Source organism: Alistipes sp. An54 (genome assembly GCF_002159375.1).
GTDB lineage: Bacteria > Bacteroidota > Bacteroidia > Bacteroidales > Rikenellaceae > Alistipes > Alistipes megaguti.
In genome coordinates this window covers 1-17,455 of record NZ_NFIA01000014.1, presented here as the reverse complement: position 1 = coordinate 17,455, position 17,455 = coordinate 1, and the positions used below count along the sequence as shown (strand labels likewise).

The window sequence follows — 17,455 nt, the reverse complement described above, 5'->3', positions numbered from 1 at the left end:
GATCCGGACGATGTTGCCCGGTGCAGGGATCTGTTCGATCCCGCACCGGGCAACTCTTTTCGGGGGGGGGGCCGGGTGGCAGGCTCCGTTTTCTGTTCTTGGATTCTACCGGCGGCCGTTGAGGGTGATCATGTCGCAGAGCGTGGTGTTGAAATCCACGGCTGCAAGCAGCCGCTCGAGGCAGAGATGCATGCGGTAACGCCACTGATAGCGCGGGATGGCCGGGATGTTGATCCGCTCCCTGTGCGGGTCCGGAGCGCGCAGCGTCTCGTCCATCGCGAGCCAGTCCTGCAACGGCAGGATGGCGAACATCGACGGCGAAGCGAGGTGCATGGAGATGATTCGCTGGCAGATCCACGGCTCACAGCTCTGCGGTACGTCGCCGTCGGCATGCAGCACCTCGCGGAAGAAGCGCGTCGAGAGCTGCCGGTCCTCCTCCCACCAGGCCCGCAGCGGATTCATGTCGTGGGTCGAGGTGGTGCAGACGCTCAGATAGGGGTAGCGCGACGGATCGGCGAAGGTCTCGCCCATCGTCTTGGGCATGCGCTGCACCTCGAGCGAGAGGATCTGCAGCGTGCGCATCGTTTCGGGAACGCAGTCGGGAATCATCCCCAGATCCTCACCGCAGGCCAGCATGTCCGTAGCGGTCAGCAGAACGGGGAGCTTCCGCATGGCCGACTCCTTCCAGAAGAGGTTGTGACGGCGGTAGAAGAAGTCGTCGTGCAGCCGGTTGAACGACTCCTGCTGCCATTCGGGCAGCCGCTGCCACGAACGGGTCCTGCGTCCGTCAATCCGGGGGTGAAAGTACCCTTTGCGGCGTGGATCCTCGACGAAGAGCACGTCGTCGAGCAGCGTCATCAACCCCTCGCGCAGCCGTACGGTCTCGGGATCATCGCCCGGCAGCTGCTCGGCCGCCCGGCGCTGCGTGGCGAACTCTTCGCGCAGACGCCCCTGCTGCAGGCAGCGCCGGCGGAAGGTGTCAACCAGCGGACCGAAGATCTCCCCGAGGGTTGCGTCGTCGAGCGGTGGAGTGGTGTAGAGCCCTTTCGTCAGGTCGAATCCCATCCGTTGCAGCTCCTCGGCCGGATAGGGCAGCGCCGGGTTGAAGTGCCCCAGCAGTCCATGGATCGCCTCCGAGGGGATTTCCCAGATGCGGAAGAAACCGAGGATATGGTCGATACGGTAGGCGTCGAAGTATTCGGCCATCTTCCGGAGCCGGGCCTGCCACCAGGCGTAGTGGTCGCGGGCCATGCGCTCCCAGTCGTAGGTCGGGAAGCCCCAGTTCTGACCCTCGGTCGAGAAGGCGTCGGGCGGGGCGCCGGCCTGGGAATCGAGGTGGAAGAGGTGGGGTGACTGCCAGGCGTCGGCACTCGTGCGGCTGACGCCGATCGGCAGGTCGCCCTTCAGCACGACGCCCCGGCTGTGGGCGTAGCGGCGAACCTCGGAGAGCTGCAGGTGCAGGTAGAACTGCACGTAGCAGTGGTAGGCCACCTCGTCGCGTCGTTGCAGGCAGTAGGCCTCGACGCGTTTCTGGTTGTAGCGGGACAGGTCGCCCCATTGCGTGAAATCGGCCGTGTGGTGTTCGTCGCGCAGCGTGCAGTAGGCCGCATAGGGCAGCAGCCACGAGCGGTTCTCCGCCAGGAAGGCCTGATAGTCGGGGCGTGAGGCCGTATAGGCGGCATTGCAGGCAAAGGCTTCGCGCAGCAGCCGCTGCTTGGTGCGGTTGACGCGTTCGTAGTCGACCTCGGGCAGGGCGTTCAGCTCGTCGCGCAGGCGGCGGTAGGCGTCGTCCTCGACTACGCCCGCCTCGGTCAGACGCAGGAACTGCGGATGGAGCGCAAAGCTCGAATTGGCGTTGTAGGGGTAGGAGTCCTCCCACGTGCCGGTCATCGAGGTGTCGTTGACCGGCAGCACCTGGATGACGCGCTGATGCGTCGCCGCGGCCCAGTCGACGAGCAGTTTCAGATCGAGGAACTCCCCGACGCCGAAACTCTCTGCGGAGCGGAGCGAGAAGACCGGAATGGCCGTTCCGGCACTCCGCCAGCGGCGCTCCGGAAAGCGGGCCACCAGCGAGGCGTCGAGCCGGATCTCACCCTCGGCGACGGGCTCCTCCCAGCGGCGGTTGTCGCCCTCCTCCCACTGCAGGGGGCGCAGCGTCGCCCGGTCGGCGATCAGCAGTTTGTATTCGCATCCCGCGGGCAGCGAGCAGGCGCAGCCCCAGACGGGGAAGTCGATGTCGTCGAGCGGCACGATGCGCTGCCAGTTGTCCAGGGCCTGGGAGACCAGCGCCAGCGTCTCGTCGGAGTGGATGGCGGGTTCGACCACCCGCAGCCAGACCGAGGCCTGCGTGGGTCGGACGCCGATGCCGGCCGGAGCGGACGTTTCGTCGCGGGTATCCGTGCAGGCGGCGCGGCCGAAGATGCCGTGGGTGAAGGCCGTGGAGTAGAACGCCGCATCGGGGCGCAGCTCCTGCCAGCGGTCGCGGATGCGAAGCGCCGTGCGCGGCGGAAATTCGGGCGGCAGTCGGAGCGAATGGGCGTGCCATTCGGTGCGGATGATGCGGCCGTCGCGTTCGACGACATAGCGGTACGAGCGGAGCTGCTCGAGGTTGCGGATCTCGGCCGTCCCCTGCCAGAGATCGTTGCGGGTGTATTCGAGGGCGACTCGGCGCTGGCCGAGCACCACGGCGAGCTGCTCGCCCCAAAGGGTATGGTATTCGATTTCGAAGATGAGTCGCATGATGGGTCGGAGTTCTCGGTTCGGGTTTTGATTCGATCTCTACAAAGATAGAAATTTCGTTCGGATTTCGGAATCTCGGGCCGCTTTTTTTGGTGAGGAGTTCATCCCCGGGCCGCGACGGTCGGGGCCCTGCCCGATGGAGCGCCGGAACGGGCGGAGTCCTGCGCGGCGGCCGATGTCCCGAACCCCGTGGCCGACAAAAATCGGCCGAAGGGGGGCCGGGGTTGCGAAAAAATCCGTATCTTTCGTCTGACGACCAACCAAAACTGCTACACGCGTATGAAATTCTTTATCGACACGGCGAATCTCGACCAGATTCGCGAAGCCCACAAACTGGGTGTTCTTGACGGCGTCACGACCAACCCGTCGCTCATGGCCAAGGAGCACATTCGCGGCGAGGAGGCCTGCAACCGCCACTATGTGGAGATCTGCCGCATGGTCGGCGGCGATGTCAGCGCCGAGGTCATCGCCACGGATTTCGAGGGGATGATCCGTGAGGGCGAGGCGCTGGCGGCCCTCGATCCGCACATCGTCGTGAAACTCCCCTGCACGGCCGACGGCATCCGCGCCGTCCGATGGTTTGCCGACCGGGGCGTGCGGACGAACTGCACGCTGGTCTTCTCGGTGGGGCAGGCCCTGCTTGCGGCCAAGGCCGGGGCCACCTACGTCTCGCCCTTTGTCGGGCGGTTGGACGATATCTCGGAGGACGGCGTCGGGCTGGTGGCCCATATCGTGCGCGTCTACCGCACCTACGGATTCAAGACGCAGGTGCTGGCCGCCTCGATCCGCCATACGCACCACATCATCCAGTGTCTGGATGCCGGGGCCGACGTGGTGACCTGTCCGCTTCCGGCCATCCTCGGCCTGTTGAAGCACCCCTTGACCGAGAGCGGTCTGGCGCAGTTCCTGGCCGACCATGCCCGCGTCAATCAGGAGTGATTGCGGGGGCGAATCCAGGTCTGCAACCTGCCGGCGGAGTCTTTACGGGCTCTGCCGGCGTCGTTTCGGGCCGCCCTCCCGGCCGCTCAACCGATCAGTTTCGTCAGCCGGCTCTCCGGTGCATCGGGAAACAATTCGCGGAAGTGGTCGTGGATGCGTACATGGGATTCGTCGGGCGTACGGTCGATCGTGAGCGGGCCGTAGAGCGCCTCGGGCGTCATGTAACGCGCCACGCCCCAGCCGTAGGGGTTGCCGTGGCGGTCGGTGTTGTATTCGAAGTCGGCGATGACGAGCCGCCCCTCCATCTGCAGCCGCGTCAGAATCGGGTCGAGCGAGACCTTCTCATCCTCCGGGACCTCCGATTCGGGATCCGTCGGACGGCGGCGTCCGCGCCCCCGGGCAAAGCCGAGCATGCGGCGCAGCTCCTGAATGGTGGCCGAGCCCTCGACCTCGATCGTCTGCAGCACCACATCGTCCAGTGCCGCGGCATCCTCGTTGGGGGCCAGCAGCCGCGAGCGACGGTAGTTGACCCAGTCGGGCAGCCACTCCCGGCTGACGAATCCCGCCTTGCGGTTGAAGAACTTGCCGTAGGCGCAGTGTCCTTCGCGGATGACGGGGCCTTTCCACTCCCAGGCCCCCTCCTCGTCGGTGAACCAGTACTCCGGAGCGATCATCTCCTCGATCGAGAAGCCGGGGATGCCGCAGCGGAAAAAGGGGAGAAAGCCCGTCTGCAGACAGCGCTCCTCCACGTCGGTCGAACTTTTCAAGCAATCTTTCATCCTGATTCCGTATTTCGGTTCCGTTGCAGTCTTGGAGCAGCTTCGTTGCAGCCTTGGAGCAGCCTCTCCGGCCGGTGCGGTTGCGGGGGGCGGAGCGGGGGCTTCCTCTGCCGCAGCGGAACGTTGTCCGACAAATTTACCGTTTAATTTTCAAAAACGACGCGCTTTCCCGGACAAAGTTGACCGCGGAAGGCCCGGCTTGTCGCTTCGTCCCCTCCCGGCAAAGCTGCCGGTCGGAAGCCGGACAGCACCCCGGATACCGGCCGTTCAGCCCTTCCGGCGGGCCGTGACGTTTTGTGGTATGTGCGAAAAATCGTATCTTTAGTCCGTGATCCGCCGGATCAGAGGCGCGCATGCGTGATGTGAGATCGGTTTATCGGCTTATTGCCAGAAGGTTGGCCGGGCTGTTCGAAAAAGGAACCGAAAGACTCCTGCCGATCGTTGCAATCTTCCCGCTCCCGGCCTGTCGCACAGTCTGCGGCCCGGAACCCGGCGGATCATGTGAAAAGTTTTTTACATTTTTCAGGGATGCGTGGCTACGTAATCCCCCCCCCTTGTTCGGAGAGTTATCGGAACAGCGCCCTGGGTAATTTTCGATCGTCTGAATGAAAATGACGGACCTGGAAAAAGTGAAAGATAAAAACAAAGAGCTCGCAGACCTGCTTGTCTCCGTCAGCGAGAACAACGATTACGCCTTTCGGGTTTTCTACGATCTCTATTACCGGAACGTCTTCCGGTTTGCCTATTATTTTCTCAAAAACCGGGAGGCCTGTCGCGAGGTGGTGAGTAACGTCTTCGTTGCCGTCTGGAAATCACGCGTGTCGCTGCGGCAGATCGTCAATGTCGAGGCCTATCTCTATGTCGTGGTGCGCAACGAGGCCAACCGCTATCTGAAACGGAGTCAGTCTCGTCCCCGGAGTCTTTCGCTCGACGATGTCCCGGCCGTGGTGCTCGACCGCCGGGGCGATGTCTCCCTGCAGGACGGAGAGGCGTCGGACAGCCGTCTGATCGATTCTGAAGTCGAGGAGCTGCTCAACCGGCTGGTCGGCGATCTGCCGGAGCGCTGCCGCATGGTGTTTCTGCTCAGCCGTTCGGAGGGGCTCTCGGTGCGGGAGATCGCCTCGATGCTCTCGATCTCCGAGAGTACCGTGCGGGTGCAGATCAAGACCGCCGTGGACCGGATCCTGGAGGGCCTTCGCCGCTATTACCCCGATCTGAAACTGATCACGCTGTTGCTGCTGCTCTTCTCGGACAGGCTCTGATCATCGAAAAATGACAAAATCTGAAAAAAAAGCCGCGGTTCCCATAAACGGAATTGCGGCTTTGTTACTCTATACAGGTGTAACGGGATAAAATGCAACTGCAGATGCAAGACAAAAACCGCAAAACAACGACGAATCCGACGTCCGACAGTCGGAGCTGGACCGAACTGGTGGATGCCGTGCGGATCAATCCGGAGGTGGATGCCATGGCCGATGCCATGCGGGAAGAGGTGTGGAGGAGTGTGCACTCCAGAATCCGTCGGCAGGGACGCTGGATGCGGATCGGCCGCTGGGCTGCGGCGGCCGTGGTGATGGCGGGCGTTGTCTGCGGCAGCTGGATGCTGGGCGGCATGCGCACCGAACGCCGACTGGAGGCCTCGGCGTTGCCGGTAAGCGTCTCCGCGCCGCTGGGCGTGAAGTCCGCGGTGGTGCTGCCCGACGGTTCGTACGTGCAGCTCAACGGCGGAACGCGGATCGTCTATCCAGCCATCTTCGGCCGCGAGCGGCGGGTGACGGTCGAGGGCGAGGCCTATTTCGAGGTGGTGCACGACGAACGCAAACCGTTCGTCGTGACGACGGGGTCGATCGTCTCGACGGTCCTGGGCACCACCTTCAACGTGCATGCCTACCCCGAGGATGACGACTGCCGGATTACCCTGGCCTCGGGTGCCCTGAGGGTCGATGGCGGCCCCGGGTCGCGCAGCGTGGTGCTGATGCCTGGCGAACAGGGCTTCTTCAACCGCCGAAGCGGCCTGCTCACGCTGCGGACGGTCAATGTCGAACAGGAGCTGTCGTGGCGCGAGGACAAACTCTATTTCCGGGGCGAACCGCTCGAATCCATCGTCCGGACCCTCGAACGGCAGTTCAATGTCGATATCGTGATCTCCGATCAGGCGTTGTGCGGCGTGCGCTTCACGGGTGAGTTCGTCGACGGGGAGAATATCCACGAGATCATGCGGATCATTTCGAGCGACAGCCGCATCCTCTACCGCAACTACCGGAACCATTTCGAACTCTACAGGAACCGATAAACATCCATTTTTTCTACAACCTAAACTTCAAACCGTATGTGTAAAAATTCTACTCGCGGGGGAATCACTCCCCCCCCCCCTCCGAAAAATGCTCGGAACGGTGGCACGACGCTTGGGCAGCCTGCTGATTGTCAGCTGGTTCCTGCTGTCGTCGCAGATGCTTTATGCGCAGAATCCCGTTATCACGCTGTCGCTCAGGAACGTCACCGTGCGGGAGATGATCGATGCCGTCAAGGCGAAGAGCGGCTATTCGTTCTGGTATCGCGAAAGCGAAGTCGACCTGCAGAAACGGGTCTCGGTCGAGGCGCAGGAGCAGCCCGTGCTGAAGGTGCTCGACGGAGCCCTTGCGGATCAGGGCCTTCTGGCCAAAATCGAGGGCCGTCATATCGTCCTCTACAAGGCGGCTCCCGGAGCCGGCAAGGAGTATCTGCTCTCGGGCCGCGTGGAGTCGGAGTCGGGCGAACCGATCGTCGGAGCCACGGTGCTCGTCGAGGGGACGACCCGGGGCGTGGTGACCGACTCGAAGGGCGAATTCACGCTCGAAGTGGCGGAAGGCGCCCGGCTGAATGTCTCCTACATCGGCTATGATGCCGCTCAGGTCGAGGTGGGTAACCGCACCCGGGTGAGCGTCGTGCTCAAGGAGGATACCACGCGCATCGACGATGTGGTGGTGGTCGGTTACGGCGTGCAGAAGAAGGTCAACCTGACGGGTTCGGTCGCCGTGCGCAACATCAAGGAGGTCGAGAACCAGCCCATGACCCACGCTTCGCAGGCCCTCTACTCGATGCCCGGTGTCTACATCAACCAGGCCTCGTCGAAACCCGGCAGCGACGGTGCCACGATCCGCATCCGCGGCGTGGGGACCATGAGCAGTACGAGCCCGATGGTGCTGGTCGACGGTATGGAGTATTCGCTCGACGAGCTGAACCCCAGCGACATCGAGACGATCTCGGTGCTGAAGGACGCCTCGGCCTCGATCTACGGCTCGAAGGCTGCCAACGGCGTGATCCTGATCACGACCAAGCAGGCCCGCAAGGGGGCTCCGGTGGTGAAGCTGCGTGCCAACTTCGGCGTGCAGTCCGCCACCTACGTGCCCGACGTGGTGACCGACCCGATCCAGTACATGCGCATGCGCAACCAGGCCGAACTCAACGAGGGCAAACTGACGGTCACCTATGCCGAGGACGACATCCTCGAGTATCAGGAGGGCATGAAGCACGACCCCTATACCTATCCGGCTTCGGACTGGTATGACCTGTGCTATCAGAACGGCTTCCTGCAGCAGTACGACGCCAGCGTCACGGGCGGTACGGACAAGATCTCCTACACGCTCAACGGCGGTTACATGAACCAGCGCGGTATCATGGTGGCCAACGACGACGCCGAGCGCTTCTCGTGGAACATGAAGGTCAACGCCCAGGTGACCAAACGTCTCAAACTGGGCGTCAGCCTGCTGGGCAACCTGCGCTACAACACCGACCCGATCTACGGCATATCGACGACGGTCAACGTCATCAACCGTGCCCTCCCGATCTTCGGTACGCAGCTTCCCGACGGAAAGTGGCTCTCGACGTGGCTCTCGACGCCGGGCCGCAACAACCCCGAAAACCCCCTCATGGAGCTGCACGAGGGTAATACCCGCCGCCAGTACCATCGCATGCTGGGTCAGGTCAACATCAGTTACGACCTGCCGTGGGGCATCAAGTACAACGCCAACCTGGGATACGTCAAGATCGACCACTATTCGAAGGACTTCAAGCACGCGATGTACACCTACAACCCCAAGACCATGGAGCGCAAGGACTTCAGCGCCTACGTGTCGGCCAAGGACTGGGACAACAACTCGATCAACTACACCTTCTACAACACCCTTTCGTGGGGCAAGAGCTTCGGCGGCAAGCACAATTTCAACATCATGGCCGGTACGGAGTACAAGCGTTACGACAGCAAGAACTTCCAGGCCAAGAAACGCGACTATTTCAACAATCAGCTGACGGCCCTCTCGGTGGGCGCCACGATGGATGGGATCACCGGCGGTTCGTCGCTCGAACTGCTCTTCTCCTACTTCGGCCGCATCACCTACGACTACAAGGAGAAGTATCTGCTCGACGTGACGGCCCGTTACGACGGCTCGTCGAAATTCGCCAGGGGCAACCGCTGGGCCTTCTTCCCGGCCGTGTCGGTCGGCTGGCGCATCGACAAGGAGGGCTTCATGGAGAATGCCCGTGCGATCGACGTGCTGAAGCTCCGCGGATCGGTCGGCGAGATGGGTAACCAGGCCATCGGCAACTACGAGTATCTGATGGCCGTGGTGGCCAGCAGCGCCTACAACTACAGCTTCGGCGACGTGCTCTCGGGCGGTGCCGCGATCAAGGACTTCGTCGACGAGAACATCTCCTGGGAGACCACCCGCACCTACAACCTCGGTCTGGATTTCGAGGCCTTCGACCACCGGCTCCTCTTCAGCGTGGACCTCTACAAGAAGCGCACCGAGGGTATTCTGCGCGACGTGCAGATCCCGGCCCAGATCGGTAACCTCACCGGCCCGAAGCAGAACATCGGCGTGGTGGCCAACGACGGTTTCGAGCTGAACCTGCAGTGGAGAAGCTCGATCAAGGATTTCCACTACAGCATCGGCGGTAACTTCTGCTACAACAAGAACATCGTCGTCGACCTCGACGGTCAGGAGTACATCAAGACCTTCAACATCATCCGCGAGGGCGATCCCATCGACGCCTGGTATCTCTATCAGGCCGACGGATTCTACAACAGCTACGAGGAGATTGCCAATTCGGTGACCGTCGGCAGCGGCGTCAAGCCGGGCTACATCCGCTACAAGGATCTCAACAACAACGGCCAGATCGACGATGGCGACCGTGCCGTGAGCGGCAATCAGACCCCGAGCATCACCTACGCCTTCAACCTCGGACTGGGATGGAAGGGGCTCGAGTTCTCGGCCCGTTTCCAGGGCGTTGCCGATGTCAGCACCTATCTGTCGGGCAACCTGGCCGCCCCGTTCTGGAACGGCGCCGGCGTGCTCAAGGAGTGGGCCACGGATGCCTGGACCCCCGAGAACCCCAATTCGCGGCTGCCGATCCTCCACACGGCAACGGGTGCTCCCGAGATGCACGACTACAAGAACACGCAGTGGCTCTACGATGCCTCCTACCTGCGATGCAAGCAGCTGCAGCTCTCCTACAATCTGCCCAAGCGCTGGATCTCGAAACTCGGTATGAGTTCCTGCCAGATCTTTGTCAACGGCGAGAATCTCTTCACCTTCTCCCCGCTGAAGATGTTCGACCCCGAGATCGACCTCTCGTCGACCAATCTGATGCAATATCCTTCGCTGAAAACGATCAACTTCGGCTTCAACATTACATTCTAACCGTCCAAACTGCTGAAAAAAGATGAAAAAGATAGTGTTCGGACTGATGCTTTGCGGAACTGCGGTACTCGGTTCCTGCAATCTCGATACCGTCCCCACCGACAAATATACGGTCGAGACGTTCTGGCAAACCGAAGAGGGTACCGAGGCCGCCATGACCGGCTGTTACAACGTACTGGTCAGCGACGCGCTGTTCGGGGGTTCGACTCCGCTCATGGAGGATACCGCCACCCCGAATGCCTACAACTACAACAACTCGGGCGGTTACAACGTCATCGCCCTGGGTACGCATACGCCCAACAGCTCGGGCGTGATCCCCAACCGCTGGAAGAAGTGTTACGAGGGAATCGGCCGCTGCAACACCCATCTCAACCGGCTGCCCGGTGCGGTCATTGCCGATGATCGCCGCGTGCAGATGGAGGGTGAGGCCAAGTTCCTGCGGGCGCTCTACTACTACATGCTGGTGACCTACTACAACGGCGTTCCGCTGATTCTCGACGAACCGGTCTATTCGCACGGATCGCTGCCGCGGGCCTCGCGCGAGGAGGTGGTCAATGCGATTCTGAACGACCTGAACGACATCATCGACCGCGAGCTGCTCGACTGGAAATGGGCTGACAAGGAGGATCAGGGTCGTGCCACGCGCGGTGCGGCCATGGCGCTCAAGGCCCGGCTGCTGCTCTTCGAGGCCAGCCCGCTGCTCAATACGGCCAACGACGTGGAGAAGTGGCGCGTGGCGGCCCAGGCGGCTCAGGATCTGATCGACAAGGAGGCGCTGACCGGCTACGACCTCTACGACAACTACCGCAACCTCTTCCTGCCGGCCTACGAGCACAACTGCGAGTGTGTCTTCGACGTGGAGTTCTCGAAGACCAAGAACACGGCCGTCAATACGTTCAACGTCTTCTCGGTGCAGTATCGCAACAACGCGCCGCTGCTCGATCTGGTGCTCGACTACGAGACGACCTCGGGAGGTGCCGCCACCATGGGCAAGTACGACAATCTGGATCCGCGTTTCGCCGCCACGATCTTCTATCCCGGCTCCACGTTCCTGGGCAAGGCGCACTGCTCGGCCTCGGAGATCTGCCAGTTCACGGGTTTTGCCCACAAGAAGCTTACGATCTACGACGAGCAGGCACGGGATTCGGACGATGCGAACGGTGACGTGAACTACATGTTCATCCGCTATGCCGACGTGCTGCTGATGTTTGCCGAGGCGCAGAACGAGGTGGATGCAACGCCTTCGAATGCCGTGTACGACGCCCTGAACCGCGTCCGCGAGCGGGCCGGCATGCCGACCTTCCTCTACGGCTCGAAGACCAAGGACGAGATGCGCGAGATCATCCGTCACGAACGCCGCATCGAGTTCGCCGGCGAGGGTCTCTACTACAACGACATCCGCCGCTGGCGGACCGCCGAGCGGGTGATGAATGCCGTGATCCAGGATTACGCCGGGACCGACATCGCCGTGCGGGCCTTCGACCCCGATCGGGACTACTGGTGGCCGATTCCGGCGGATCAGCTGCTGTTGAACAAGAATCTGGTTCAGAATCCCAATTATTGATCTGTATAAACGGTTGAATAACGAACATGAAACGAATTCTGTGCTTCCTGCTGGGGCTGCTTTTCCTGCAGGGCTGTAACAAGGATGAGGACCCGGTGCCGTATGTGCCCTGGCGTCCCGGCGATCAGACGGAGGAAACCATCGATCTGGAGGATGCCACGCAGGTGATGATCCTTCCCGAACAGGCCAAAAACCGCATCGTGATGGTGGACCAGCCGACCGGCAAGGTGGCCTGGGAGTGGACGGCGGCCGACAGCGGCCTTTCGACCGCGGAACAGGGGTGGTTCGAACTCCCCGACGAGGCCAAACCGGTCTACAACCGCACGTGCCTGCTGGTTACGGCTTCGGGCGGAGGCGTTGCCCTGATCCGCATCGCCGACAAGAAGGTCCTCTTTTACGCCAAGCCGGGCGGCAATCCCCACTCGGCCGAGGTGCTGCCCGACAAGAACATCGTGGTGGCGTCGAGCACCGGCAACAAGCTGAGTGTCTATGTCTACGACGAGTCGAAGGCCTATGTGTCGAAAGCGGCCTTCACCACGACGGTCACGTCGGGTCACAACGCCGTCTGGGACCTCACCCGCAACTGCCTGTGGACGGCGGCGGGCACGCAGCTGCTGAAATTCGAGTACAACGGCAACCGCACCGCGCCGCAGCTCACGCAGATCCGATCCTACGACATGCCCTCGGGCAACAGCGAATCGCACGACCTCTCGCCGATCTACGGTGAGGATGCCCTCTACGTGACGACGAACGAGCATGTCTACCGGTTCGACTGTGCACAGGAGAAGTTCCTCGAGGCGGAGATCTTCCAGCAGAACTCGATCAAGAGCGTCTCGACCGGTCCGGAGGGTTATCCGACGCTGGTCATGCGTCCCACGTCGGGAAGCGGCAACTGGTGGTCGGCCGAGGTGACCGATCTTTCGGGCAACCGGTTGTTCAACCGCATGGGGTATCAGATCTACAAGGCTCGCTGGTATGTCGAGAATCCGTTCAGTTACCCCGCCGTACATACGTTGTAAAACCTGAAAAAACCTAAATGAGATGAAAAACTGGCGAAAATATGTGATGCTGGGGGCCTGCATGGCCTCCGCGACGATGCTGATCTCCTGTACGCAGGCGGTCAAGCGCGATACCGAGGAGCAGATCCAGGAGATGACCGTTCCCAAGAAACCCGGCCCGATCACCAAGGTGCCGGCCACGTTGACCTGCAACGGCGGCGAGGAGTTCACCTTCTCCGTCTCGCAGGTCCAGTGGGCCGAGAGCTACGAGTGGACCATTGCCGAGAAGCAGCAGTCGAAGATCCAGATCATCGAGGGCCAGGGGACCAATGTCATCAAGGTCCGGGTGGTCAACGACGACGTGGTGATCCCGGCCCAGACGGTCTCCGTGGTGGCCAGGAACGAACTGGGGACGAGCGGTGTGCGGGAGTACTTCGCCGCCATCACCGTGGAGGTGCCCATCGAGCTGCCGGGCTATACGGTCAAGAAGTACGGCAAGCGCTGGTGGATGACCGAAAACTGCCACGAGACGGGTGCCGACGGCAATCTGGGCGTGGCTCCCGACCTGACGGCCTACACGGTTGATGGTCTGGATGCTTCCGTTCTGGAGCGGCTCGATGCGGCCAAGGGACGTTTCTACACCTGGTATGAGGCGATGACCGGCATCTCGGGCTGTACGGCCGAGCAGTGCCCCTATGTGCCGAACTACGAAGGAACCGACGATGTGGGCAATCCCTTCCGTCTCGACGGTACGGAGGAGGGCGAATTCGGTGTTCAGCTGCGCGGCTGCTGCCCCGAGGGGTGGCACGTGGCCAACATCAACGACTGGTGGGACATGTTGATGGCCATCAAGAGCGAATACGCCATTCCGGACGATTTCACCCTGGGCGGATATACCTTCACGGGCGGCCATGACGGGAATCCGGCCAATGCCGCGACCAAGGCTTCGTTCAGCAAGTCGGGCTGTACGGTCAAGAACATGGGCAACGTCGGGGCCTGGCTGCGGGGCGGCAATGGCCGCGTTGTCGACGGCGGAGTCTGGCTGCAGTCGAGTCTGACGCTGACCGATGCCGGCGAACCGCTGCTGCAGTTCGTTGACGATGCCGAGCGGATCGGATTCAACTGGTATCCGGTCGGAGCCAAGAAAGCCAACGGTACGTTCAACTCCTCGGCAATGGGCAAGTGGGGCTATCTCTGGTTTATCGGTCAGAATAGTGCGACTACCAGTCGAATGCTGATTATCAGCGCCACGAGTATGAATCTGTCGACGCAGAGTCCGTCGAAGTCGGATGCCTACAACGTCCGCTGTGTGAAGAACTATATCGAATAAGAACAAGAAGATGAAAAAGATGTTGTGGACGGTGGCTCTGCTGCTGGGAACCACCACGCTGTGGGCACAATGCCTCGGCGTGGGCGGTTCGACCAGCAGCATGCGCCCCGAGGCGATGGCGCAGGCGGCCGCGGCCGGCGTCGGGTACGTGGAGATCGGGATCAGCGGCAAGGGTACGCCGGACGAGATCCGCGAAAAGGCGTTGCATGCCAAACAGATGGCCGATCGGGCCGGTTTGAAGGTGTGGTCGTGTCACCTGCCCTTCTCACGCCAGATCGACATTTCGGTGCTCGACGACAGCCTCCGTCGGGCCAACATCGAGTTCCTGACCCGGATGATTGCCATCTGTGGGGAACTCGGACCGCAGCGGCTGGTGCTGCATCCCAGTTCCGAGCCGATTGCCGATGCGGAGCGCGAACAGCGCATCCGCAACAGCATCGCTTCGATCGGGATCCTGCGCCGGGAGGCCCGCCGGATCGGCGCCGTGCTGTGTATCGAGGATCTGCCGCGGACGTGTCTGGGGCGGACCTCCGACGAGCTGCTGCGCATCATTGCGCCGTATCCCGACGTGATGATCTGCTTCGACACGAACCATCTGCTCAAGGAGGATCCGTTGCATTTCATCGAGGCGTGCGGCGACCGCATCGCCACGGTCCACATCTCCGACTACGACGGTGTGGACGAGCGGCACTGGTTCCCGGGCAAGGGCATCCTCGACTGGCCGGCACTGTACGGGGCGCTGATGAAGGTCGGATACAAGGGGGTCTTCATGTATGAACTCAAGAACGGCGAGGGAACGTTCGATGGAATGGTCTCGTTTTATGAGTCGTTGAACGACAGCTCCCGGGCAAAGGAGTGATTCCGTTGCCGATTGGAAAAGAGCGGGCTGCCTCCAAGAGGCTGCCCGCTCTTTTTTCGGGTCGTACAAGGGCGGTTCGCGAGCGAACATCACGGGTCGTTCGTCGGGTCGATTTTACGTGCTGATACCTCCCTGCGCCGGGCAGCGTGGTGAGTGCCGAACTGAAGAGCCAATAGCTGAGGAAATAGGTCGAGAGATTCATCAGAATGGTGGCATTGACGTTGTAAAACCGGATTTCGAAGAAGGAGTGAACCGTGTAATTGGCCACCAGGAGCAGCAGAGCCACGCCCATGATGCGCCGCGGGCGGAGGTAGTTCGCGAAGATGGCCTTGCCGGGAGTCGGGGCCAACAGGAAATAGATGCCGAAGAAGATCATCAACGGCCGGGCGATGCAGAGCGAATATTCGTAAAGCGGATAGTTCATGCGTGTTTGATGCTTGCTTGTGGTCTGCAGGTGATTCCGGCTTCTCCAGTTCTTTGTGGCTTCCCGGTCCCTTCTCTCACGCTCTGAGCCCTTCTGCCGCTCCGGTTCCTTCTCTCTCCGGTTCCTTCTCTCTCCGGTTCCTCTCTTTCTCCGGGCCCTTCGGTCTTTCCAAGCCCCTCTTGCTCTCCTGTTCCTCTTGCCTCTTTGCCTTTTTTCGAACGTCCACACCTTCGGGGCTCACGCTGCCTGCCAAGGCAAAATTACGCAATCATTCAATCGGATGTCTCCACCCCGTGCGAAAAACCTTCCGCACCCGGACAGCCACAAAAAAGGGAGTCTCGACAAAGACTCCCGGGGTGCAATTTGGTGAAAGACTATCGAACTTTTATTGAGGATTTTCAGAAAATTATAAAGTTTGTGCGGCAAATATCCTTATTTAGCTAATTTAATATTCAATGGCATTTTTTATTGCGTAATAATCCCAATAGTATTTACCATCTTGATAATACCACATCGGAATATGAGTACCAATACCTCTAACTGCTTGTGGACATTTGGTTTTATTGACAATTGCTGCGTTGTATAGGACAACTATCTTCAATCTATCATTGACAGCTTTTTCGCATTCATATTCAATATAACTGTGATAATCAATATTCATTCCACGTGCGCAGAATTCGCCCCAATGATTATAACTTCTACAATATTGGCAACTTCCACTTCTAACAGAGATTGTATTTTCTCCTACGATTAGTACAAATGTTTTGGATGCATTTAACCTTAATGATAAAGAACGTTTGATACTGCAATTTAAACTGTCATCACGGGCTTGGGTCATATCATGAGCATCGGGAAAGGATAAACTCCAACGATCACTTTCATTCCATTTTTGAAGTTGCTCAACTGCTTTTTTATCGCCATCCCAATCTGCAGCGATATAAACTTTTGTTCTGTTTGGCATAGTTAAAATATTTTTTTGATAGTATATAAATCAATATTATTCATGGACTTTTCTGTTAGATAAATTGTTATAGGTTGGTATATATGTGCATTAGATGTCTTTAATGTACATAATATGCATTTGAGCAATTGAGTATCTTCTTTTTCTATTGTGTTTTCAAAACGAGTAATTCCTCCTCCCAGTAGAGGAATTGCGACAGGTCGATTAGCGTAGGTCCTACTTATTTCATGCCACATTGTCCGTAGGCATTCTTCATATTCATTATGGGTAAGTTTTGCTTGATTATTTTCAAAACGAGCAAAAGCCAATAAAAGATAATCGTGGTATGGAATAATACTTCCTAGCAGATATGCTTCTCTTCCTCCTTTTTTTCGTTTTTTTAAGATGGCTCCTGTCTGATCTATATGTCGTTTTAAATCTTCTAAATTTGATATATGCTCAGTTATGAGAATACCATTTAATGAGTTGTATGCTATGACAATATCATCAACTTGAGTGTCAAAATATTCATTACAAGGAATGAGCTTCCATGTTTGAGCGCTAAATATATCTCCAACCTTAATATTTACATCTATATTACGAATCTTTAATGATATAGAAATATTTGCTCTCCAGGCTTTTACGATTACCGTAATAATCCACACTAAACCAAATACAACTCCAAGAAATATAGCCTTTTCTCACCAAACCATATTGGGATATAAATCATTTAGCCCTAAATTAGAGATAGCTAATATAGTTTCTATTGAAGCTATTATTCCGACAGAAATTGTAAAACCATCATTCCAGATTGCTTTACTTCTAATTTTAGAAAATTTTGGGAATCTCATATTACTAATAATAGGTAGTAATGTTTTCTATAAAAGTAGGTGTTTTTTGCCACCTTTGCAATAGAGGATAAATAAATTTATAGATTAAGTATATCCCTTACTTCAACTTGTATATCAATCTCTTTCTCTATAAGCGCCCTCTTATTAATAGCTGGCAGAGGTAGGTGTGTTAAGAGTGGAGCTGTTTGTTGAATATCGCAGCCTACGCTCTTTGAGAAAATATTTTTCTACTACTCTTGACTTTTCTACTTTTCCTGCTATTTATTTATAAAAGAGAAAATTATGGAAAACAAGAAAAGAATTTTCAGAGAACTGAGTGATGAAACTAAGGCTAAAATCAGCCAATCATCTAAA

12 protein-coding genes and 1 pseudogene are annotated in these 17,455 nt (G+C 58.5%); 8 read left to right on the top strand and 5 right to left on the bottom strand.

All coding sequences use genetic code 11. The features are described 5' to 3' along the window. Positions 1-105 precede the first annotated feature (105 nt). Complete coding sequence (locus tag B5G09_RS11560) at positions 106-2,739, bottom strand: 4-alpha-glucanotransferase (RefSeq protein WP_087405276.1); 2,634 nt, start codon at positions 2,737-2,739, stop codon at positions 106-108. 279 nt (positions 2,740-3,018) lie between these two features. On the opposite strand from B5G09_RS11560, the gene fsa reads away from it, so the two are divergent. Beyond that, positions 3,019-3,678 (top strand): fructose-6-phosphate aldolase, encoded by a 660-nt coding sequence (gene fsa / locus B5G09_RS11555; RefSeq protein WP_087405302.1) that lies wholly within the window; start codon positions 3,019-3,021, stop codon positions 3,676-3,678. 86 nt (positions 3,679-3,764) lie between these two features. Here fsa and B5G09_RS11550 read toward each other — a convergent pair whose 3' ends face one another. Then, positions 3,765-4,457, bottom strand: coding sequence for a hypothetical protein (locus B5G09_RS11550; protein WP_143256546.1), 693 nt, complete (start codon positions 4,455-4,457; stop codon positions 3,765-3,767). A 629-nt stretch (positions 4,458-5,086) separates the two neighbouring features. Here B5G09_RS11550 and B5G09_RS11545 point away from each other — a divergent pair. The 7 genes from B5G09_RS11545 (at position 5,087) to B5G09_RS11515 (ending at position 14,886) form a co-directional block, all read left to right on the top strand. Continuing rightward, a complete protein-coding gene (locus tag B5G09_RS11545; RefSeq protein ID WP_162608270.1) occupies positions 5,087-5,719 on the top strand; it encodes an RNA polymerase sigma-70 factor in 633 nt (210 codons plus the stop codon). Between the two features lie 104 nt (positions 5,720-5,823). Further along, positions 5,824-6,750 carry a FecR domain-containing protein gene (locus B5G09_RS11540; protein ID WP_206384443.1) on the top strand — a complete coding sequence of 309 codons (927 nt, stop codon included), beginning with the start codon at positions 5,824-5,826 and terminating at the stop codon, positions 6,748-6,750. Between the two features lie 100 nt (positions 6,751-6,850). Then, positions 6,851-10,135: a TonB-dependent receptor gene (locus B5G09_RS11535; protein WP_241147662.1), complete on the top strand. Its 3,285-nt coding sequence runs from the start codon at positions 6,851-6,853 to the stop codon at positions 10,133-10,135. A gap of 22 nt (positions 10,136-10,157) precedes the next feature. After that, positions 10,158-11,699 (top strand): RagB/SusD family nutrient uptake outer membrane protein, encoded by a 1,542-nt coding sequence (locus B5G09_RS11530; RefSeq protein ID WP_087311474.1) that lies wholly within the window; start codon positions 10,158-10,160, stop codon positions 11,697-11,699. Between the two features lie 26 nt (positions 11,700-11,725). Beyond that, positions 11,726-12,718, top strand: a complete 993-nt coding sequence (locus tag B5G09_RS11525) for a DUF6528 family protein (protein ID WP_087311473.1) — start codon at positions 11,726-11,728, stop codon at positions 12,716-12,718. A gap of 22 nt (positions 12,719-12,740) precedes the next feature. Then, positions 12,741-14,027 carry an FISUMP domain-containing protein gene (locus B5G09_RS11520; protein ID WP_087405271.1) on the top strand — a complete coding sequence of 429 codons (1,287 nt, stop codon included), beginning with the start codon at positions 12,741-12,743 and terminating at the stop codon, positions 14,025-14,027. Between the two features lie 10 nt (positions 14,028-14,037). Beyond that, on the top strand, positions 14,038-14,886 hold the full coding sequence (locus tag B5G09_RS11515; RefSeq protein ID WP_087405270.1) for a sugar phosphate isomerase/epimerase family protein: 849 nt from the start codon (positions 14,038-14,040) through the stop codon (positions 14,884-14,886). Between the two features lie 142 nt (positions 14,887-15,028). Here the strand turns inward: B5G09_RS11515 and B5G09_RS11510 are convergent. The 3 genes and pseudogenes from B5G09_RS11510 to B5G09_RS13965 all read right to left on the bottom strand — a co-directional run. Next, a pseudogene (locus B5G09_RS11510) lies at positions 15,029-15,310 on the bottom strand (AraC family transcriptional regulator); the annotation flags it as partial. 445 nt (positions 15,311-15,755) lie between these two features. After that, positions 15,756-16,271 (bottom strand): TIR domain-containing protein, encoded by a 516-nt coding sequence (locus B5G09_RS11505; RefSeq protein ID WP_087405269.1) that lies wholly within the window; start codon positions 16,269-16,271, stop codon positions 15,756-15,758. A 2-nt stretch (positions 16,272-16,273) separates the two neighbouring features. Then, positions 16,274-16,915 (bottom strand): macro domain-containing protein, encoded by a 642-nt coding sequence (locus tag B5G09_RS13965; RefSeq protein ID WP_143256545.1) that lies wholly within the window; start codon positions 16,913-16,915, stop codon positions 16,274-16,276. Between the last annotated feature and the right edge of the window lie 540 nt (positions 16,916-17,455).